This is a genomic window from Chromobacterium sp. Panama (assembly GCF_003052555.1).
In the GTDB taxonomy this organism is placed as follows: domain Bacteria; phylum Pseudomonadota; class Gammaproteobacteria; order Burkholderiales; family Chromobacteriaceae; genus Chromobacterium.
On record NZ_QARX01000001.1, the window covers coordinates 4,315,288 to 4,337,005 of the forward strand.

At 52.7% G+C, this 21,718-nt stretch carries 18 protein-coding genes and 2 pseudogenes; 3 read left to right on the forward strand and 17 right to left on the reverse strand.

Going from position 1 to position 21,718, the window contains the following annotated elements; genetic code table 11:
- Positions 1–39 precede the first annotated feature (39 nt).
- From DB032_RS19445 to DB032_RS24895, 5 genes and pseudogenes are all read right to left on the reverse strand, one after another.
- Positions 40–1,719 (reverse strand): ThiF family adenylyltransferase, encoded by a 1,680-nt coding sequence (locus DB032_RS19445; protein WP_199225940.1) that lies wholly within the window; start codon positions 1,717–1,719, stop codon positions 40–42.
- 16 nt (positions 1,720–1,735) lie between these two features.
- Complete coding sequence (locus DB032_RS19450) at positions 1,736–3,016, reverse strand: hypothetical protein (RefSeq protein WP_199225941.1); 1,281 nt, start codon at positions 3,014–3,016, stop codon at positions 1,736–1,738.
- An 11-nt stretch (positions 3,017–3,027) separates the two neighbouring features.
- The gene (locus tag DB032_RS19455; RefSeq protein ID WP_199225942.1) at positions 3,028–4,626 is read right to left on the reverse strand and encodes an SAVED domain-containing protein; all 1,599 of its coding nucleotides are present in this window, start codon (positions 4,624–4,626) and stop codon (positions 3,028–3,030) included.
- Positions 4,627–4,852: 226 nt separating this feature from the next.
- Positions 4,853–5,680, reverse strand: a pseudogene (locus DB032_RS19460) (integrase core domain-containing protein).
- A 25-nt stretch (positions 5,681–5,705) separates the two neighbouring features.
- Complete coding sequence (locus tag DB032_RS24895) at positions 5,706–5,972, reverse strand: mechanosensitive ion channel domain-containing protein (RefSeq protein ID WP_107800919.1); 267 nt, start codon at positions 5,970–5,972, stop codon at positions 5,706–5,708.
- A gap of 1,071 nt (positions 5,973–7,043) precedes the next feature.
- Between DB032_RS24895 and DB032_RS19470 the strand changes: the two genes are divergently transcribed.
- Positions 7,044–9,362 carry an ATP-binding protein gene (locus DB032_RS19470; protein ID WP_107800920.1) on the forward strand — a complete coding sequence of 773 codons (2,319 nt, stop codon included), beginning with the start codon at positions 7,044–7,046 and terminating at the stop codon, positions 9,360–9,362.
- A gap of 304 nt (positions 9,363–9,666) precedes the next feature.
- Here DB032_RS19470 and DB032_RS24235 read toward each other — a convergent pair whose 3' ends face one another.
- The 8 genes from DB032_RS24235 to DB032_RS19500 form a co-directional block, all read right to left on the reverse strand.
- Complete coding sequence (locus tag DB032_RS24235) at positions 9,667–9,804, reverse strand: hypothetical protein (protein ID WP_158274368.1); 138 nt, start codon at positions 9,802–9,804, stop codon at positions 9,667–9,669.
- Entirely contained in the window at positions 9,801–10,163 is a 363-nt protein-coding gene (locus DB032_RS23920) for a hypothetical protein (protein WP_146176745.1), read from the reverse strand. Before DB032_RS23920 ends, DB032_RS24235 begins: the two co-directional genes overlap by 4 nt.
- Before the next feature lie 7 nt (positions 10,164–10,170).
- A complete protein-coding gene (locus DB032_RS19475) occupies positions 10,171–10,383 on the reverse strand; it encodes a hypothetical protein (protein ID WP_146176746.1) in 213 nt (70 codons plus the stop codon).
- A 117-nt stretch (positions 10,384–10,500) separates the two neighbouring features.
- Positions 10,501–11,106 carry a YSC84-related protein gene (locus DB032_RS19480; protein ID WP_107800922.1) on the reverse strand — a complete coding sequence of 202 codons (606 nt, stop codon included), beginning with the start codon at positions 11,104–11,106 and terminating at the stop codon, positions 10,501–10,503.
- 190 nt (positions 11,107–11,296) lie between these two features.
- A complete protein-coding gene (locus tag DB032_RS19485; protein ID WP_107800923.1) occupies positions 11,297–11,941 on the reverse strand; it encodes a response regulator transcription factor in 645 nt (214 codons plus the stop codon).
- Positions 11,938–13,194: an EAL domain-containing protein gene (locus tag DB032_RS19490; protein ID WP_233246743.1), complete on the reverse strand. Its 1,257-nt coding sequence runs from the start codon at positions 13,192–13,194 to the stop codon at positions 11,938–11,940. The genes DB032_RS19485 and DB032_RS19490 overlap by 4 nt, the downstream gene beginning before the upstream one ends.
- Before the next feature lie 50 nt (positions 13,195–13,244).
- Positions 13,245–13,721: an FxLYD domain-containing protein gene (locus DB032_RS19495; RefSeq protein ID WP_146176747.1), complete on the reverse strand. Its 477-nt coding sequence runs from the start codon at positions 13,719–13,721 to the stop codon at positions 13,245–13,247.
- Between the two features lie 77 nt (positions 13,722–13,798).
- Positions 13,799–14,062: a hypothetical protein gene (locus tag DB032_RS19500; protein WP_107800926.1), complete on the reverse strand. Its 264-nt coding sequence runs from the start codon at positions 14,060–14,062 to the stop codon at positions 13,799–13,801.
- A gap of 45 nt (positions 14,063–14,107) precedes the next feature.
- On the opposite strand from DB032_RS19500, the gene DB032_RS19505 reads away from it, so the two are divergent.
- Complete coding sequence (locus DB032_RS19505; RefSeq protein ID WP_233246744.1) at positions 14,108–15,433, forward strand: RNA-directed DNA polymerase; 1,326 nt, start codon at positions 14,108–14,110, stop codon at positions 15,431–15,433.
- A 138-nt stretch (positions 15,434–15,571) separates the two neighbouring features.
- Here the strand turns inward: DB032_RS19505 and DB032_RS24240 are convergent, their stop codons facing one another.
- The 4 genes from DB032_RS24240 to DB032_RS19520 form a co-directional block, all read right to left on the reverse strand.
- Positions 15,572–15,742, reverse strand: a complete 171-nt coding sequence (locus DB032_RS24240) for a hypothetical protein (RefSeq protein ID WP_158274372.1) — start codon at positions 15,740–15,742, stop codon at positions 15,572–15,574.
- Positions 15,743–15,927: 185 nt separating this feature from the next.
- Positions 15,928–16,461 (reverse strand): hypothetical protein, encoded by a 534-nt coding sequence (locus tag DB032_RS19510; RefSeq protein WP_107800928.1) that lies wholly within the window; start codon positions 16,459–16,461, stop codon positions 15,928–15,930.
- A 71-nt stretch (positions 16,462–16,532) separates the two neighbouring features.
- On the reverse strand, positions 16,533–18,833 hold the full coding sequence (locus DB032_RS19515) for an adhesion domain-containing protein (protein WP_107800929.1): 2,301 nt from the start codon (positions 18,831–18,833) through the stop codon (positions 16,533–16,535).
- Between the two features lie 18 nt (positions 18,834–18,851).
- Positions 18,852–20,363 carry a hypothetical protein gene (locus DB032_RS19520; protein ID WP_107800930.1) on the reverse strand — a complete coding sequence of 504 codons (1,512 nt, stop codon included), beginning with the start codon at positions 20,361–20,363 and terminating at the stop codon, positions 18,852–18,854.
- Between the two features lie 213 nt (positions 20,364–20,576).
- Between DB032_RS19520 and DB032_RS19525 the strand changes: the two are divergent.
- Positions 20,577–21,713: pseudogene (locus DB032_RS19525) on the forward strand (IS3 family transposase).
- Positions 21,714–21,718 lie beyond the last annotated feature (5 nt).

Here is a 21,718-nt window from a genome sequence, read left to right on the forward strand (position 1 = left end):
GAACGTAACGCTTCGAATCGGGGTAAAAGAAAATCCGGATCACGGAAAAGCGCGCCTTAAAATGATTCCATCATGAGGCGTGGCGTTTTGCGCCCATGCTTTCAGCTCCAGACCCGGCCAGTGCTTGTCCAGATAGCGTTGGCCTCTTACCCAGCTCACAACTTGAGCCTCTGCCGTAGAGTCGCCCCCATCAATCAGGTCGAGGGCCTGTTCGGCAACGAGGGCCACTGCGTGCGCGGCGGCGGCGGCGGTATAGCTCTGGAAGCGGCTGCTGCAGCCAGGCTCCCGACGGATCACCTCCTTTGGCCACACGACTGCCTCAAGCTTGGTCAAATGATCATCATTGCCTTGTAGCCAGGGGGTGTCGGCCGGAAGAGTGCACACATGTGCAGCGGCAACATACGGCTCCATCCAGCCAATTAGCAAAGGACAGGGGTGTTGGCGGCGAGCTTGGTCGATACGCCTGCGCACATCGGGTTCACCGGTGAGGTCGAGGACAGCATCTACCCCCCCCAGGGAATGCTGGTTCAGCCAGGCCTCCGCTTTGTTTGTGATCGGTGTAACGATCGTGGCTGGGTAACCAGTATTGATTCGCTGGGCAAGAGCTACTGCTTTCGACTTGCCTATGGACTCCGCTCCCAACAGATGGCGGCCGATATTCGGTGGTTCGAGATCTTCGGTATCTACGGCGGTAATTAAGCCAATCCCGGCTTTAGCGAGATGATCGATCACGGGGCTACCCAGGGCGCCTACCCCTAAAACTAGGACGTGCACTCCTTGGCGAGCATTGACTTCAGGGTGCTGGTCACGGCCTACCGTCCAGGCCGGGTCAAGGCGTTCGGTATTGAGTGGCTGGGGAGTCAATCGGGACGGATAAGTCTTCGTGCACCAGCCATCGTCTACCACTGTGGCTGGCCCACTAGGGAGCAGGTAGGCATAAGCAAACTCGTTGTTGCGCAGCAGGACAATGCGATGCACCCGACGACCGCGGCGACTGATCGCATCACGGAGTTGATCATAGTCCCGCGGTTCAAGGCGCGCATAGAGGAGAACGTCCAGTTCAGACGCGGTACGTGGCCATGTTTGCGGGGTCAGTGCGTGAGAGATGGGAATATCCGCCACCAGTACGCCTAGGCGCTGGCTGGCTCCCGCCCCCAAAACACGGATCAAACGGTTGGTAATAGGCAACTGCTCATCGGACGCAATAACGATTCGTTCAGGGGTCAGTAGGGTCCCCCGGAGAAGTACCGGGTGCTCCGGACAAGGAGCGACCGTCCAGACAGCTCGTACTGGATCGTTTTTCGCCCGAGCCTTGGCCACTTCAATGGCCCAATAGTTGAGGGTTTCGAGGGCAAAATCTTCATCTAGCGCACCAGTGGTCCATGACCGCAGAAATGCATCATGATAGTTCAGCAACAGATGAAAAATCCGCTCTTCTGCCGACAGTCCACAGCCGGGTCCAGGATCCCCGTCAATGCATAGGGCACCGGCCCACTCAACGTGGGGAATGCGCAATATGGCGTCGGGGGATAAGTAGATCTTGGCCTGGGCATGAGTTGGGAAATCCTTCGGCAGCCGAAGTTCCGCCCAAGCGAATTCCCGCCCGGACGGAAGTGGCGACAGTTTTAGCCGATAGCTCGTTGCTCCATCGTCTCGGCTCAGCACCGGTGATAGCATGTCCGGGAAATGCTTATGGATGACGTCAAGATCCAGAGTCAACTAGTATCCTTCGTATTCAGGCAAGACCCCGCCCTGCAGGCGTCGCAGGAGGCGCGGCAACAACCTTAGATGACAAGCCAGAACCGCCAGAGGTGGGGGCGGGGATCCCAAATACTTCACGAACACGATTGGTAATCGCCTGCTTTTCGGTCTCTTCGAGGATGGCTTTCAGATCCGTATTGAGCACTCGGCACCATGCGGAGAATGACCGGTAACGTGCCCCGCCATCGGTATTCCACTTCTCAGCAAAGTTCTCACCCTCAACAGTAGGATTGTCCACCCGATACTGGCCATCCAGTTTCAATACAAGATGCGGCATGAGGGAGGTAAGGTCAGCGAGTAATTCCACCGGATGGACATAGGTGCGTCCAAGGTCGGCCAAGCCTTCATAACACCGGGTCAGCAGCGTTACGATGATGATAGAGATTGGCGCGAACTCATTAGTGAGTATGTTCCGGCGAACACACATATCACGGTGACGTTTGAAGAGGCGGATGGCGATACGCAGGGTGTCGGTAATCTCCACCTTCTGGTCGGGAACCTGGTCCACATGAGCAGCCGACTTGGCGAGAATCACGGAGTCCAGCACAACTTGGCGGATCAACTGGCGGCGGGCGGTATCATCAACCCACTTGGTCATCCCTGCAGGATTCGAGGTCTTCCACATCTCTGAAGGAGTGTCCACCACAGCCAAGGCAGTTGCACGGTATTGCTCTGCAACCCGATACTTTGGCGCCATTGCATCCAGGGTGTTTGGCGGGACATTGTCCAGAGGTACGGATGGAGTGAACTCTATATAGAACTTCTGTTTCGAACACGGAATGGTCCAGCAGCGCTTTTTTGCTTCAGCTTCCAGCTCCCGCAGCGCGTCTCCAACGGATTGGAAAAAGCCCACGGGGTCACGTGCGGTCACACGAGAAATATCCACCTGGCAAACAGCATCGATATCGAACTTTTCATTGCCGTTGGGTGAGCGGATTAAGGTTTGCGTACTGGCGGAGCCTTGCACGAGGATATTGATTGTATGGTCTGGCCATTTCAAATTGGCCACTAGATGTTGCGCTGCTTCTTCGTACGCATCCGCAGCCGCTTCGATTTCTTCCGGGCGCACCGTGATATGGTCGTTAGCCTCTTTCAAGGCACCTGCCCATGGGCTGTAGGTGAGAAGCAGGTCCGTCATAGCGGAGTCGAACCCAATACTTTTCCCCAAAATGGAATGCGAAAGAGACTCGGTTAAGCGAGTGGTTCGGGTTTGCTCGGCCTGATGTACCAAGCTGGCGCTTTTCGTGAGAATCATGGGGCGGGCTCTTACCTAAGGGAGATGGAGAAAGAACGTTCACCATCAGGAGCCGACACGCTGTGGCCTGTGATGGAGAATGCAGGAACAAATGAGTGCTCGCTGCCGGCACGGTCGTAGACAACATACTCGGGGTGATGTCCAGCCTGAAGCATCTGCCCGAAGCGGAAAACAGCGCTGGCAGGGCTAATGGCGATCAAGTGAACCTTCTGGACGCGCATCACATCCTGAACGTGGTCAATCACACGCCGGGCGACCCGCATAAACTGATCAAGATCAGTTGGGTGGGCGATGCAGTCGAAGCGTGGGTTTGCTGTCGTAACGCGCAACCAATGCATTCTTCCAGCAGCGACAGCCGTCTGCAGATCCGCCGGAATGGCCTGCTCGTTGATTGCAGCAGTCAATTCGACGGTAAGCAAGACCTCCTGTGCCCGCTCTGTCGGCAAAGTATTCACACTAAATGAGTCGGCCGGCTTGGCAATGGCTTGCGGGTTCCAAGCCCATGAGCGGCTTTCTTTGTTGTACTGAAAGACTTGGATAGCCTGGGCCTCGCCCATGATGCGCCCTGCCAAAACCATAGTAGGAATGTGATGGAGTGGGAAGACGGAGAGGCTTCCAGTGGCGGTCGCGCTATCGGAATTAAAGCTTGTGACCAAGTGCCGAATATGTGCTTCGTGCTCCCGAAGATAATTGGCCCAGAATCCTGTAGTATTTCGATCATCACGCTGACTTGTCCGGCGCACGTAATGGACAACTCTTGGGAGCATGGAGCGGCCGGTTGCCAAGATGGCTTCCACAAACTCCGCGTCATGGAAGTAAGTTGGAACGTACGCCAGGTTGGCGTGCAGCGTCACCGCTTGGCTGGCCGGGTATGACAGGGAATCCAGGTAGAGACGTACTTGCTCCCGGTGGGTTCTGCGCATCTCATAGAGGGTCGCGGCAGGGTATTCAGCCGATGCAAAAGAGTCGATTAGACGGTGATGGGCATCGCACATCAGCATGATGTTGTCCGGGTTGTTCGAAAGCCGGTGTGAGTCTGTCTGAGTGCCTCGCGGCCCATCTGGGTCGGATGCAATGATGTGGGCTAGATAGCCCACCCGGCTAGCCTTCGTCCAGAGGGGGATTTCCGTGAGATCCGCCCCGCATCCCTTGAACATGCATCGGCCGCCGGCGTCAGCCCAGACCTTCTGGGCGGTTTTGTCGTTGATCGGGGCCCCGCGGCCAGTTGTCCTGCCCAGGAGTCCATCCCTGACGGCGATGAGCGTGTCCAGATCACCTGCCGTTGCCAAGGGAGACCGCTCCCATGCCGGGTCGACTTCCCGTGCATCTTGCAACGACTGCAACGGTAGTTCGATGCGCATGAGCAGGCCTTTAGTAGCCAACTTCTTCAAACTCGACTTTGCCGAGGCTCCGGGATCGGCGGGATGAAGAGTGCGGCTCGGCTCGTCGAGATCGGCCACCTTACACAAGTAGCCTGCATGGAGGTATGCAACATGGTGGCCGGCAGTCCGGCAAGCATCCAGCCACGCAGCCAGGTCCTGCTCTGTCGTGGTGAAAGAGGATGAACTGGCGCCGGGGAGCGACGACACTTCGGGGGGCGGGTGCGACATTACTCTCCTTCTACCAATTAACTTGCGTCACCGGATCGGGATGTCATCTATTTTGGGGCGGCCATTCCCTTTTCAATGGGATGGTTAAAGGACGTCGACATTTTCCGTCGACAGCAATAACGATACGACTAGATGACAGATGGCATTATAATGCCATTGAGATAATCAGGACTTCTTGCCTTCCGCCGCCTAGCGGACCTTCTCCCGACTAACCGAGCGGTCTAGTCTAGAGATTTCCGGCTTCAAGGTGAGCAAGTCGGAACTCGCACGGGGTCTGGTCGCCCAGCGAACTGTGCGGCCTGAATTCGTTGTAATCCTGTCGCCAACGCTCGACCTTGTCACGCGCGTCACCCAACAACAGAAACCAATGCACATTCAAGCACTCATCGCGCAGGCTGCCATTAAACAACTCGATAAAGGAATTATCCATGGGTTTTCCTGGTCGCGAGAAGTCCAGCGTGACGCTTTGCTCATAGACCCATTGATCCAGCGCCAGAGAAATAAACTCACTGCCGCTGTCGAGCTGAATCCGCGGAGGTATTCCGCGCCAGGCTTGTACGTGCCGCATGGTCACGGCGACATCCTCTGATTGATCCGCCAACCCTCTCGCCGCAGCAGGACATGGATACGGCCTGCCCCATAGCGAATCCGCGTGGCGGCAATATCGCGAATTCGCTGCCGCTCCGCTCGATCGTCACGAGGGTGGGGACGATAAAAATACGTCGCTTGCCGCAACTGAATAACAGCTATGGCGCGACGTATACTGACGCGGTACGCACCGATCAGGAAGTTGGCCAGCTCGTGTTAGCTAACCGACTCCACCTCTTTTTGTGGAGGACTTCCTGCAGCATCAACTTATCCAGGCTCAGGTCAGCGACCATACGCCTGAGCCGGGCGTTTTCTTCTTCCAATTGCTTCAAGCGACGTAGCTCGCTGACGCCCAGGCCACCGTATTTCTTCTTTCCGTTGTAGAAGGTCACTTCGAAGACGCCCATCTTGCAACAGACTCGGCAACGGAGGAGCCGGACTCCGCCTGACGCAAGGTGAAGGTGATCTGCTCTTCGGTGAACTTCGAACCATCACTCCGTCAAAGCCATCTTAAATTTACTGACAAGGTCATAATAAACATTCCAGTAGTCTTCATTCCTAGTCCAGAGTCTAGTAGTAAATTTCAAACCGCTCTCTCGCGACTCTAGCAACCTCACAAACACATCTCGATACATCAATGTCCGTTGGTCACTCACCATAATAGCAGATAGCTTTTTCTTTACAGCATCCACATCTTCATAAGCAGGCACACTCAAAGTAATATCAACACGCCTTTCGGCTACTCTACTGCCATTCATCTTCAAACAAGTCCACCGTAATAAATTATAGCCACTATAGCGAACAGAAGGCCCTCAGCCAATCGGATAACATTTATTTTTCAAAACCAAGAAATAGGATTACACCCAAACCACATGCGTCTTACTCAAAAACAAAATGATCGGCTCACTGGTCATTTTTACTACGGAGGGGCCACCATGAAGCCCACCCTATAGGTTAAAAATAAAAACACGCGCCAATCCATAGCCTGATCGCACATTATTTAAACTCATCGCTAAGCATATCCATTTTCCCCGAAGAAATGCTATCACTCAATTCCGCTATGCATGCCCTATTTTTATTGAAAAAAATATTTGACTCCAAGCCATTCAAATCATTAGAGTCCAGCATCTTAGAACGTGTTTACGATCTCGCGAGCCAGGGCGTTACAAGGCGAAAACGGCTGAGAAAGCGGCTTTGGTCAAGTGGTACATGAGCATTTCGAAGCCGGTTTCAACACCGTATCGCCGACGCGTAGCAAATCGTAAACAGGCTCTTAGCGATCAGCTCATTATCATCACTATAGCCCGCTGTAATCAATTGGGCACTTGCACCAACATATAGGAACAAAGTTACTGTCATTCAAAAAGTGGCACTCTGTTTAAACTCCAAACGTTCCTGATTTATAGAATTTACTATCGCCACAAGCACATCAAGCCCAATCTCCCAACCATCACTTAAAAAAGCCACATAATTATCAGAAGGATTGACTTAACATCTATATATCATATCAAAATCAATCTCGCTTAGTGCGCCAATTTTCTGTACCCCCCTTTCAGAATGGATTAGTCCGCAGCATGCGCCTGTAAAACTGAGCTCCATAACAAGGAGGCAAGCACAATTTTATTCATTCTACATCTAGCTTTATATCACAAATAGTTTTCGCCCAACAGGCTGTACCTCCCCTCCTAAAAAAACAGATAGGATTAATCCTATTCTTACTTAAAACGAATAGGATAAATCCCAAAAATCGCTGCCTTATTCTTTAATATTTGACTTCACAAAATAAAGGTATACATTAAGAATCAAGCAACTCTTTGGCGGAGACCAACATGCCAAGATATTTATTAATCTTTACTCAAGGTATTTTACTGACGGCGGTATCGCTAGCCGTGCCTATTGAGCGCTTATTAAATGAAAAAGAAGTCAAATGGGCTCAGGCCCACCCTATCACTCAAGCCAATACCATCAGCACTCACCATCAGGACAGCATTGAGGCCGAGCTAACTGAGCTGATTCGTCAAAAAACAGGACTCTCACTTAAATTGAGCGAATTAACCCACCCCCTTGCCTCCCTTCCAAACAATCAGCTTCCTACCGTGATCATTGGTGCAGACTTAAGGGCCGAATCCGATAGCTTTATTCATACGCACTACGTTGCTACTTTTCCTTACAACCCCTTAGTCCGAGTCTTTGTTACAAGAAATACCCACGGGCTCATTCCAAGCATCCGCACAATCCCACTACAAAAAATGGGTCTTCTGAACAATAGCTACCTACCTCCCCATTATAAAAACACACTCAAAATAAAACGATTTTCAAATCAAAAGCAGCTACTGCAAGCTGTCACGAATGGCTCAATAGATGTTGCCTTGCTACTACGCGAAGACGCCATCTTTGAACTACCCAATTACCACACCCTCGTCATAGCAGGATATGAAGAAGAAACCAGTGCGCAAACACTATTGGTCCGTAAAGATAACCCAATTCTTTACTCCATCTTAAACAAGACCATCCAAAATTTTACCGCTCGCGAGCTATTCAACACCACGCTGCTTTGGCAAGAACACACAAATCAAAATATTCCCGAGCTCAAAAATATCTGGAAAGGTTATCACTGGACATTATTAGCCGCCATTGCCATTTTGTCTGTGATGACAATAGCACTAGTGTTCAGCCGAAAAGCCTACCAAGCTAAAAAAGAAAGCGATGAGGTAAAGAGTAAATTCCTCGCGATGATGAGCCATGAACTCAGAACCCCGCTGGGTGTGATCCTAACAGCCAACGAGTTACTACAAGACACCCACCTGAGCACCAATCAAAAAAAGCTTCTCCAACAAGCTCAAAGCGCCGGCAACAACCTCATGGAGCTTTTCAATAACGTATTAGATATTTCACGAATTGAAGCACATCAAATTGAATTAGAGGCACGCCCCACTTCCATTGCTTTACTGCTACAAGAATTGCATGACCAGTACCTCCCACTAGCTAATGAAAAAAAAATCTCCCTTTTATTAACTCTAAATCAAATCCCACCCGCCTTACTTATTGATGACATTCGCCTAAAGCAAGCAGTGAGAAATTTAATATCAAACGCCATTAAATTTACAGAACAAGGATTTATTGAAATAATGGCCGAAAGCAATTCCTGCACTTCTTTAATCAATCAAAAAAATCAGATTTGCATTCAAATCAGCGATAGCGGAATTGGCATTCCCGTCAATCGGCAAGCCGCCTTATTCCAGCCATTTGTTCAAGCTGACGCCTCTACAACACGTCGGTACGGGGGCTCTGGACTGGGACTCTCTATTTGCAAGGAGATAATCGAGTTGATGGGGGGAACAATTACATTGGTAAGCAAAGAAGGACAAGGCAGTCAATTTACGCTGAGTTTTCCCGCGACTATTTGTCAAGAACGCGTTGCTCCGCTGGTGGCGTCGGGCCCTAGAGCCGAGATTCCAGGTCATGCATTGATTTTGTTGGTGGAGGATCATATTGCCAATCAAGAAATGATTGCCACGCAAGTCCGGTCCTTGGGACTGCGATGCCAGATCGTTGGCGATGGCCTACAAGCACTTCACACATTAGCTCACGATGAAGAAATCGACCTCATCTTGATGGATTGCCACCTGCCTCTGATGGATGGCTATCAGGCGGCAGAAAGGATTAGGATTCAAGAACAACTTTTGGGTAAAAAGAGACGACCGATTATTGCGATATCGGCCAATACTGGTGATGCCCATCGCAAACATTGCCTTGAAAGCGGCATGGATGATGTTTTAAGCAAGCCACTACAGCTTGCTTCACTCCAAACGCTCCTATGGATGTGGTTGCCCTCCTTGTCCTCCCCACCCAAACAAGCATCACAACCCGTATCGGCACCGGAAGAGGCAAGCCTCTGGCAAGCCTTCATCAACTGTAATGAAGAGGATTACGATCAGGCCGCACAAGCCATCGCGCGGGGAGATTGGCAAACAGCGCATCATCATGTGCACCGCATTAAAGGCGCCTCACGCACCATGCAAACACAACAGATCGCAGCGGCGGCAGACGCATTGGAATCCGCTATAGGACAACAGGAGTCTGAGTGCGGGAACTTACTTCAGGCACTACGCCAAGCTTTGGACCATTTTACCCCTCCCCTCAGTTAAGCAAGAATACAAAGAGGTGGCTTGTTCGGCATGGCTTGTCGCTATCAGGGCAAGTTTGCAAAGGCATTAACCCGGCCATGCATTTCATATTTTATTCAGAAACTGCTCCCATAAGGCTGCCAATATACGCCTAGCGTCGGTAATTTTCTCTTCCGCCTCCCACCGGAGCCAGGTATCCACCACCCCATAGACTGCTAATGCCGCTCGCTCTCACGTCAGGAACTCGCTTACTCTGCTCTGGAGCCGGCTGATAACCATGGGTCAAGATCAAACCATCCTCCCTCTCTCCTTACACCTCTCAAACTCATGGCCAACCCCACTGATCCACGCCCCAAGCACTTCCAAGCAACAACACGAAAACCACAGCAGATACCGTAATGGAAAAGACCACCGCTTTTAAATAACGCCATAGACCTTGATACCATTTCTTGGTCTTCATCATACTTTCACCGTTTTAAACCAAAGCCACTCTACTCGCCCTTCTCCCATTGAGGACGCCAGCCGTTCTATTACCCGATATAAACAGTCAATCAACAACTGCGCATCACCTCTAGACAGCACGGCCGGGCCTCCATCACGCGCTTTAGCTACGGCAGCACGGCACTTACGCCTAGCGGCCTCCAACGCAATGGATACTAGTTCCTCCATCTTGCCCATTTGCTCATTTTTTAAAAACTCATCGGTCAAGCGCAACAACTTCGGCGCAATATACCCTCCTGACTCAGGAATAAGCCGTAGTTGATGAATAATGACATTTAATATCGCTGCCTTTTGGTTTTGAATAGACCTTTCACTTTTCATTATAAAATCACCTTTTATTGATACCTTCAAGCGTTGCTTGCAGTGCCTGCAGCACATCCAAGTAATTAGCCCTGCTGTCAAAGGTTCCCACCACGCAACGCTTCTGCTCGCTCTCCCAAAACTTTTCAATCGATTTTGACTTCAAGGCCAAAGCACGCAGGCGATGTTGCCTAGAATCCCAAACCAAGACTTTTTTCTCCAGAGTTTGCAGACGACTCATAATACTATCGACCAATTGGATACATTCATTTCTTGTGCACATGGATTTGGCTTTCGAAAAAATAGCCAAGCTACCCGGGGACCGGTAGGCTTGGCTGCAAACCTGCAACATCACCGCTCAGATATCAAGCTTCGATATTTTTTGCCCATCCAAAGAGGCACCGGCCATCAATCCCGCATTGTTCATCACAAAACCAAGCACTGGTTGGTGGATATTTCGTACATCCAAATGACCACTAGCGCCGGTCTTCATCATGGCAACAGACGCATCGGCTCCCACCTCCCATCCTTGGCTATCCCGAAACGTTCTTATTGCGTCGTCCGTCATAAACAATAGAACTTGAGCTTTGGACTGAACGCCAGCCTTCAAACCCACCGTGGCAGCCAGCACACTGTAATAGTCCTGCGGCACGCCCGAGACCCGCAGCACGCCTCTGCCATACTCACCGCCCACCATGACGCCCACGGCAAATACCTTTGGAAAGATCAACACACCCTTGGCTTTAGCGACTAGGATCTTGGCTTCCGGCGTGCGCTCATAGAGACCTTGCAATACTTTTTGAGCATCGGTGTTGATTTGAGCTTTCTCCTGGCGTGCGCTACTGACGGATTTCGCAGGGGCTTCAGCACATCCGACAACCACGCCGCCAAGCACCATCGTCATCGCCACAACACGCAACCACTGCCACCTAGGCCTTGCCGTTTTTGTTATCCTACTTTTCATGCGCTCCACTTAAGCCTTTTTTTGCACCCACCAAATGGCAAGTCTCGTTGAGGAACATTTTCCTGCATCACCACCAGCAAAACAATCAGACTATCCCTAAATGTCTCTCAGAAAAATAAGAAACAACCTAAATTTCAGGAAAATAAAAACCGGGAAACCCGGTTATTACATATCAATCAGCAAAAGCTGCTTATATGCTATCTCGTAACATAAATAGTTCTCGATCCGTTTTGATTCCCATCTTTACAAATGCTGTATGTTTTTGCGTGCTGATGGTCTTCACGCTACGAGCAAACTTCTCCGCAATCTCAGATACCGTCATCCCACTCAAATAACAGCGGATAACCTCTCGCTCCCTCGGTGACAGTTTTTCCACTAAGCTCTCAACCGGCACCTCACTTGAGCCTGACAACTCCTTCTGCTCACCCCTTCCCTGCTCCGTATCGGGCCAAAACGGATATCCATACGCCACGACTCGAATCGCTTTGACAATCTCCATCGAGGACGCTGATTTATTGATAAACCCATGAGCGCCCGCCCGCTGTAACACCAACTTTGCCGCCGGTACCTCAAAAGCGGAAATCACCAAGATGCGGCAATCCGGGAACCGGGCAGCAATGCTCTGGATCAACAGCAAACCATCCATTTCCCCCTTGCCAAGCGAGAAATCCAGCAACACCAACTCTGGCGCTTGTTCCCGCATCCCAGCCACCAAATCAACGGCTCGGCCAAAACTTCCCAAGACTTCCACATCGTCAAGGTGCTGGAGAAAGGAAAGCAAACCTGCTCTCACAACGTCATGGTCATCCAACACCATTAGCTTGATTTGACTCATACCACCCTCTCCGCATTTATTTTTGAGGACCTTTCAGGTCGGGTTGATTGCAGTAAGGCAAGCAGCTCCTCGCCATGCATGGGCTTGAACAGGCCATATCCCTGCCCTACCAGGCACCCCATGAATTGCAGCATGCTTTTTTGCTCCATGGTCTCAATCCCTTCCGCCACCACAGTCATCCCCAGCCGTCCCCCCAGCTGGATAGCGGACCTTACCAATTCGTAACACACCTCAGACCCTTGCATATTCTGGACAAAACTGCGGTCCAACTTGATCTCAGAAAAAGGGATATCAGCCAGCATCCTGAGCGTGGAAATACCAACGCCATAGTCGTCAATGGCCAAGCCAAAGCCTGCTGCACGCAAACGGTTAAGTGACACCATCAGCTCCACGCTCTGTTCGATGTTGACATTTTCAGCCAGCTCTACCGTCAGAAGCTTAGGCACCAGCCCCTGCTTGCGCCAATATTGCTCCAAGCGCAACGGCAAATCTGTTTGCGACAGCACCGCGGCGGATGCATTGACGGCAATGGGCAAACGCCTATCCGCCTGCAACAAACGTTGCTGCAACGCAGCCGCTTGCGCCACAACCTTGTCAAACAACACCCCTTCTAAACCCAACTCCGCCACTCTTGGCATCAAGCGCGAAGGCGACATCACGCCCACATCAGGCCTGACCCAACGTATCAAAGCCTCCGCCCCCAGCACCCTCCCATCTTGCAGGCTTAACTGCGGCTGATACCAAGCTTGGAACTCCTCCGTCTCCTGGATTGCATGCCGCAGCGTTGCTGAGTTAAGTAAATCCTCGCCAAGAGCGGGCGCCGCCGGCAACGCCCCCACCTTGTACACCACCGCCAAAGTGTCGCGCAGCACAGACTGACAATCTGCCATCACCAAAGGCTTGTGAACCACTTTGACACATTCGAAGCCGGCTTCTTGCGCCATACGCATATGTGAAAACAGCATGATGCTGTCCACTGAGCTTAGCCAGGCCAAAACGGGCAAGCTAGCCAAACGCCCATTCACAAAGGCCTCTCTCAACATCAATACCAACTCACTGCCACCGCCATCCGGCATCATGATGTCGCAAATAAGCAAGTCCACCCCCTCTTGACAACAGATCTCCGCCGCCGCCCTAGAGGTATCGCACAGCTGCGCCTTGTCAACTCCCGCTTTACTTAGCAGGCTCTTGACGTGGGCTCGCTCAATAGGATGATCGTCCACCACCAATACGTTTAGCTCGGACACATCCATTTTTGATATCCGCTTCATTGGTACTCGTCCCAACCTAGGATATTCCCACCTCATTCCGACGTTCGACCACGTTCCTTACGACACACGGCTCTGTCCTCTTTTTCCCTAGCCTGGATAATTTTTAAGGTATCGTCGGTAGCGGGTAGCTCATATCCCATATCGTCAAAGGCTTTGAAGGCTGACAAGCGGTAACTGAACAACTTGCCATCCACCGGCACTTCAAAAGGCAGCTTCTGACCCGGCATGACGTTGCCAAATGTCTGCAACTGATCACCTATTGATCGACAGCCTTTATCCCGCATAGACACCACCACATAGCCATGGTCCACCGGGCGATCTCCTTGGTTCTGGATCGTACCTTTGACGGCGAACTGGCCATTCGCTCCCACTCCCATATGAAACAATAAATGGGGCTTCGCCTCCGCCATTGCGTAGCCACAGGGCAGTCCCATTACACAGGCTAACAGTACCCCAATCGAACTACGCCTTATCCCTTGGCGTCTATTTTTAAAATCACTGTATTTCATATCAATCGCATCCCTAGTCATCAAATCCAAGCATTCGAACAAACAACGCAGCCCCATCAAATACCAACCTTCCAGTTCTACGTACCCGACTTAATTTGAAACCACTGCTGCCATTTACCAACTTGCCGGGCCACTTCTTCCATTTTTATTTCGATATCTAAAAAAGCACCATGGGAAATGGCCTTCACCTTCCACCCTGTCAGTAGCAAAGTCCGAATTGCAATTAGTTTCGACTGGGCTTCCCGTAAAATGACCGCCCCGCGACGACAGTCTTCTACATCTTGCCTATCCACTCCATTCGCCAGAGCCATTGCCTTTAAACATTCCGCCATCTCATGCATAATTTGCTCTCCAACCGTAATCCGAAACACTTTTGGCAAATGACCATGAAGGGCATAGTAGCATTGAAAAATAGTAGCCATATCCGAGAAAACCTTTGGATGCCGAAACTCAGACTTCAAAACACCTCCTCTGACGAATTAAACCGCCCTATACTGGCTCAAGAGCTACTCCATTGCGCTAGCCAAACTCACTCCAGCTTGCAGAAAAAGATAGCCCTACCCCTGCTTGCCTCTACTTGTTTAAGGCTTGCCGGAAAAATAGAATCCGGCACATGGAAACTAGGCCACTTCTACCGATTCGTCGTATTAGAACCTAAGCCCAGAGAAATCTTTGCACCGGCTTACCCAGACCGCCTAGTACAACATTGGCTGATTCGTCAAGTTAACACCGCCATCGACAAACAATTCATTGAAGATAGTTTTGCCAATCGAAAAGGCAAAGGGACTCACGCAGCGGTAAGCCGGCTGCAGCATTTTATGAGGCAGCCCAAGCACAGATATGCAGCAAGAATCGATATCCGTAGTTTCTATCCCTCCATTCACCGTCCAACCCTTCTTTCACTATGGAACCACGCACTACGTAAGGTCCAACTGTCTGAGCCAAGATTGAAATACGTGCACCAACTATCCAGCACCCTCATTCTGAATGACCCCACCTCTACCAATCCCATCCTCAGCGGCGACCGTCGCCTACTACAATCCATCCCCACCCATAAAACGCTCTATCACGGCAAACAGGATTGCGGCCTGCCCATCGGCTCCCTCAGCAGCCAGTTTTTCGCCAACGTTTATCTCAACCCGCTCGATCACTTCATCAAGCATCAACTCAAGGCCAAGGGCTATATCCGCTATGTGGACGATATGGTGCTGCTGGCCGATGACACCGCCACGCTGCGACACTGGATACAGCGCATTCAGGACTTCCTGCACAGCCAACTGCGGCTGCAACTGCATCCCAACAAGATCCATATCCAGAAAACCCGGCAAGGCCTGAATGTCCTGGGCTATGTCGTCTACCCGCACAAACTTCGCCTGCGCCGACGCAGCATTGCCTCCCTGCGGCGCTATCTAGCCTATTTCAACCATCTGCTGGCGCCGCATTCGCGGCAAAAAATCCTCGTGCCGTCCAAGGGACGCTGGCTGAGCTGGCACCAGGACGGCCTGCTCAAGCCCCCGATCGCGCCAAGCCTGGAATTGCTGCGCGCCATGCAAGCCACATTGAACAGCTACTACGGCCTAATGCAATCCGCCGACTGTCTATCGCTGAAGATCGAGATCCACCGCCGAGATTTCCTTCATCTGAACCGCTACTTCGCGCCAGCCGATCCAATGCATACTCACCTCATCCTACGGGCGGCATACCGGCGCTGAGTAAAAACCGGTGCCCCCTACAACCCCCTGTCCATATGGTAAAGAGACACATACAGGGCGGGGGGTTATTAACTGCGAGAAAGCCGGCCAGATCCGGTTTTGAAGCTAGCCGCCCCTCCCTCAGAGTGGAACCACGCTCTAGCGGACACACGCCACCCGGTTGACGTTGTTGTCGTTGTTCCAGTTGACGTTGCCGTTGTTCAGGTTGACGATATTGTGGTTGCCGTTGCTGTTCGGCGTGGACGACCAGTAGTTGTTGTTGCCGTTGCCGGTGTTGGCCGTGGGCCAACCAGCTCGCGCAATGCACAAGCGCCACTTTGCACCCTCTCTTGCCTGGGGCCCATCGGCATCGGCCAGATCGGCAGGTTTCCCCGCCTTTCCCTATGTAACCTGAGCATTGCTGCTCAGGGGAGAGTGCCAGCCTGATTCCCAGTGATCATTCACCAAGCCGCCGTAACAGCCTGGCCGCTAGATATCCGCCTGCGCGGACAGAATCAGGGGTTCGGTCTATCGTCTCCTTTCTGCGGATTGCCGCCTTCGCCCAATTTCAACAAGGCCTCCCGCCTCAATGCGTTCAAACAGGCCCACGCCTCCATCGGCGACAGACCCGTCGGGTCTAGCGCCGCAATCCGCTCCAACCAGCCAGCACTCGCCAGCGAGCCGTTGCCAGGCGGGAACCCCGCCACGGCTCCGGCCAACGCATGCGCAGCTTTCAATTGCAAACACCGCCACTCGTCAAACCCCACAACCCCCGCTTCGCTTCCTGGCAACCGCCAGCAAGCATTGGTCTCATCATAACTCTCTAGCGCTACACCCACCGCAGGCAACGAAGCGATCGGCAAACCGCAATACACCACGTCTTGCCCCAGCTTCTTGATCCGCCGCACCGATATCTTCAAAGGCCGCACTTGACGAACAAAACGCCAGGCACCCACTTCATACATCCTGGCAAACATCCCTTCACGAAACAGCACGATGCCCGCATCGTGCTGCTGCAGCGCTAAGCGTTCACTCCATTGCAAACCCATCATTCCTCCCAGAGGCCCGCCAGGCTCACGCCCGGCGGGAAAACAAAGAATCAAGAAACAAGTATCAAGCTCTAGCGGACACACGCCACCCGGGAGACGGAGTTGTCGTTGCCCCAGATGACGCCGCCGTTGTCCAGGTAGACGAGCATGTGGCCGCCGTCGCTGTACGGCGTCGACGACCAGTAGTTGACGATGCCGCCGCCGGTGTAGGCCGTGGGCCAACCATATTGGGTATTAATCGTATTGTTCGGATACTGCTTGTAAAGCGCTACCAAATCATACGAGCTAGGCAGCCTCATGCCGCTGGCCTTGCACATTTGATCCGCACCCGACCAATTCTTCCTCTTGCTGTCATCCTTTCCAGACATCAGGGCAAAGTCGCCAATGCCGGGCACATTCAAGATGGGCGCATCGGTCTCAATATCGGGCTTAACAGCGCTATCCATGGCCTGCGTGGCGGTATTGCCCACCTTACCCTTGCTGTTTTCCGCCCGCACAGACACCTCCATCACCCTGCCCACATCGGAGGATTGAATCTTGTAAGCCGGCACCTCGCCCGATTTTTCCACCACCTTACCCTTCTCCACCTTCTCGCTGGTTGAGTCTCTCTCACCCCAGGCGTAGCGGGAATTGTCTTCACCCAGGCTGCTATGGCTTTGATACTGGTACTTGGCGGTCAATGTTTGGCCAACTTTGGCATCGCCTATAATCTTCAGCTGGGCCACTTCCGGCGCCGCATTCGGATCAATCGGCTTGCCGTTGTCGCCACCCTCCGTTTCATTGCCTTCGCTGGCGGAGCTATCGGTCCTAACCGTCAGCTGGTTACCCACGATTGACTTGCCGTTCATCGCCTCGATGGTCAGTTCCAGCACTCGGCCGGCGTCTCCAATCTCGATCTCGTGCTCCGGCACTTTTCCGGACGTCTCCACCACAGACCACTTCGACTTGCGGGTAGATTTACCCAGCAAACTGTCCCAGGAATAGCGCGACCTATCCGTCGGCTCGCCGCCATTGGCGTCGAACTGGTAAGCACCCGTCAGGTCCTTGCCCACTTCCAACGTGCCTTTGACTTTGAGCGCCTTGACGATCGGCTTCGCAGACGGATCAATCGGCTTGCCTTTGTCGCCGCCGTCGGTCTCGTTGCCGCCGCCCTCGTTGCCTTCCATCGTGCCGTCGGTCGCCACCTTGGCGGTGTTACCAATCTGATTGGCGCCGTTCTTGGCCTGCACCGCCACTTCCAGCACCTTGCCGGCATCGCCAGCGTCGATCTTGTGCGCCGGCACTTCGCCCGACTTGGACACAGACTGGCCCTTGGCCGCATCGGCCAAGCCCTTCTCGCCCCAGGCAAAGGTGGACGCATCGCTACCCTCGCCGCCATTGGCGTCGAACTGGTAAGCACCCGTCAGGTCCTTGCCCACTTCCAACGTGCCTTTGACTTTGAGCGCCTTGACGATCGGCTTCGCAGACGGATCAATCGGCTTGCCTTTGTCGCCGCCGTCGGTATGGTTACCATCCTCGACCGCCATATCAGTGGAAACTTTAAGCGTGTTGCCCGTTTTGCCCGCACCGTTTCTTGCTTGAACCGCTAGCTCCAACACCTGCCCGGCATCAGTTGCCGCAATCTTATGTCCCGGCACTTCACCGGATTGGGCGACCGCATCTCCCGAACTCGGGTTAGTGCGACCCTTTGCGCCCCAGGCGTAAGTCGAAGCATCCACACGATGTCCGCCATTGTTCACAAACTGATAGCTGCCCTTCAGTTCTTTGCCCACTTCCAAAGAGCCTTGGATACTCAGATCCGCAATGCGAGGCGGTATGGCGGCAGCCACGCCCCCTTCCGACAGGTTCTTCGTATTGATGGTTTGCAGGTTGCCCGTAGCCAAACGGCTACGTCCCTGTACCGACAGTTCCAAGGTCTTGCCAACATCATCTTCAGTCAGTAGCCGCCCTGGTACCTCTCCGCTCTTTTCGATGGTCAAGCCTTCCATGGCCACTTGCGTAGCAGTATCGCTATAGCCATACAGATACCGAGACTGATCACCCTCAGCGCCATTCAGCTCATCATGGAATTGATAGACCGCGCTCAGCGTCTGCCCCACTTCCAACGGCACTTCGACCCACTTTAGTTGACTGATGCTGACGCCTTCCCTGCGTACTTGAACATGCCGCACCACATCGGCCGCCAATGCTTGCGCTGGGAGCAACGCCTGGAACACCATGGCGCCCAATAGCGATATACGCACAAACAGTGACTGCCCAACACCACGCCCTCGCGTGGTACGCCGACGTGACGGTACACGCGAGCTCAACTCCGATGTCACTACCCAGCCCGATTTCACATCAGACCACTTCACTTGAAAAATCTTGTTCATTTTTATGCTCTCCAACAATTACTGTTTGACGGTATCAAAGGTTACGAGCCACACGGCTTGGTTACCGTCACGCACATGAAGTGAGTACTGGTCCAGCGACTGCGGGTGGGGAAGAGCCGAAACATTTACAACTAGAACGTTTCCTTCCATTTTGTAGACGCTATCGGTGAAGCTTGCTTGGTTCCGCTGGCTATCGAAGACCTGGCCTTGCCCTTCACCAACAGGAATGCGCAGGTTGCCTTGAGCATCCACTACACCTCCAGGTGGCAGACTCGACTTCTCCACGATGGTCCGTTCCAGGCCTGTCGGATCGACTTTTGCCAGGAAAGTGGATGGCAATTGCGTCGGACGCGTCATCGCCGTCTTCAACAGTTCACTACTGTTTTGCTGCGGGCGCGGACGCAGACTAGAAGCCAAAGAAACACCCCCACTCGACTTTTTGTTACCCAGCAGAGCAAGAATGTCGAAGTTCACGCCAACCCCCCAACGACCAGAGGTTTTTTCAACACCATTCGCATTAAACGCCACCAGTGAGAAAGTTGGCCGCTGCCACTCCACATCGATGCGTCTTTCAGCCGCACCGGTCTTGGCGCCAAAAGCAAACTGGTTTTTTTCATCGGCGGCAAAAGTGAGCTTGAGGTCAAGGTAGGGTTTACGTGTTGTTTCCTGGCTACCATCGCTGAACGGGAAGCTCATTCGCTCCATACCGAAGGCGCCTTTAAGGACTAGGTTTTCTGCTGGTGCGTATTGCAACTCCAGCGCGCCACCCGCTAACGAGCCAGCAGAAATCAAGCGATGGTCCCGGGTTAACACCCAAGCATCACTGGTTTCGTCGACGTAGCTCAGAGTGTCGAATTGACTATGGTTCTTAGCCTTGGCTCCCCAAAGCGCCACCCCCATAGATTGCAGTCCAAGATCGGAGGCTCCGGGGTTGAACCAGCTAGCGCTGCCGTAATAACCAAACTGAGAAAGACGAGCAGTCTCGCGAGAACGATAAAAGTCGAAATCCTGCTTGCCAGTCATGTAGTTGACCGCACCTTGTAGGCGTAGGCCCGAGCTTCCCAGGTCCCCCACCGCATTCAGGACCACATCCGTGAGCTTGGATTCAGTGTGTAGACGGCCACCAATTGCCATATTTGGGTGCAACAGAACGCTACCCGCAGCGGTCACTCCCGGATTGGGGCCAAAGCCAAAGCCCAAAGACACCGCCGCATCGTCACTTTGACGATTCAAATCCAACGCGCTCTGACTGAGATTCAAGTTACCTTTATCGGTATTGAACGAGAGACTGGGATTACCCTCTCCAACGGACTTCGCGGTGCTGGCTAATGCTTGATCCACAACTCCATTCTTTTTTCCTGCGGCTTCCAGCAATGCTTTGTCACTTTCCCTGCTCGACTCGAAAGCGGTTTCGGCAAGCGATAGTGGCGCCACGCAACACAGCGCCAAGCCTAGCGCAACGGCGAGCTTGCCCTGGCGCCCCGCCGTGCGCGAGCTCTTGGAACAAACAGTAAGGGGTTGAATAATCATGAGAATCCTCGCGCAACCAGTCCGAAATCCGGAGTGAAAGTTAATGACGCTGAATTCTAAAAAGCAGGCTATCGACTGAGATATTGGCAAATCACCCAAAATCCCGATAAATAGGTAGGAGTTTTCTTAAAATCAAAATAATGACTGTTCATGGCTACGCGATTCGACATCCCCCGGTATTGGGTAGCACGTGACGTTGGAGTCCAACCCACCATGACATGGGGATTAATCATGAAGAAACGATTCACCGAAGAACAGATCGTCGGGTTTCTGCGAGAAGCAGAAACAGGCATGCCTGTTGCAGAGTTGGGTCGCAAGCACGCTTTCTCGGAAGCCCGCTATTTTCTCTAGCGCAGCAAGTTTGCCGGCATGAACGCAACGGACGCCAAGCGGCTCAAGAGCGGAAGCGGTGAACACTCGACTGAAGAAACTCCTGGCCGATTCGCTGCGAGAAAACGAAATTGCTAAAGAGGCTCTGCAAAAAAGTGGTGAGCGCACCATCACTACGTGATCTGGTGCGTCACCTAATGGATAAGGGCACTCTGTGAGCGCAGATCGCGGCCCCTCGCGGGGATGAGCCCAAGGGCATTCCGTTACCAACCGGTGACTGATCGCAATATTGCCTTGAAAACACAGATCATCGCGCTCGCGCAACGGCACCGACGCTACGGTGTCGGCATGATCTATTTGAAGCGGCGGCAGGCTGGCCTGGTAGTCAACCACAAGCGGGTGGATCGGCCCTATTCCGAGGCGGGTCTACAAATCACAAACGGAAGCGCAAGAAGATCCCGGTGGCGGATCGCCCCCGTAGGGGCGTCCACTGGCGGCCAATCAGGTCCGCTCGGTGGACTTCATATTCGACCGGACAGCAGAAGGTCGGGGCATATAAAGAGCCTGACCATCACCGATGATGCGACTCATGAGGAGATGGTCCTTGCTCTGGAGCGTGCGAGGAGCGGCATGCATCTGACGCGCATCCTCGACCAGTTGGCGCTGACTCGCAGGCACCCAAAAGCAATCCGAACGGATAAAGACAAGGTATTCTGCAGCCACGCCATGCTCGCCAGGGCGCATGCTCATGACGTACAGTTCTTCCTCATCAAGTCCGGCAAGCCCAATCAGAACGCCTATATCGAATCATTTAACGGACGCTTCCGTGATGAATGCCTTAACGAGCACTGGTTTACCAGCCTGCGCCATGCCCAGGTCGTCATAGAGGCTTGGTATAGGGAATACAATAACGAAAGGCCGAAGAAAGTACTGGGCGGTTTGATACCGGCAGCCTACGCCAAATTGCTCGCTGAAAAATTAGGTAAGTTAGCCCCGGACTCTAAAGCCCTTTGCTACTGAAAATG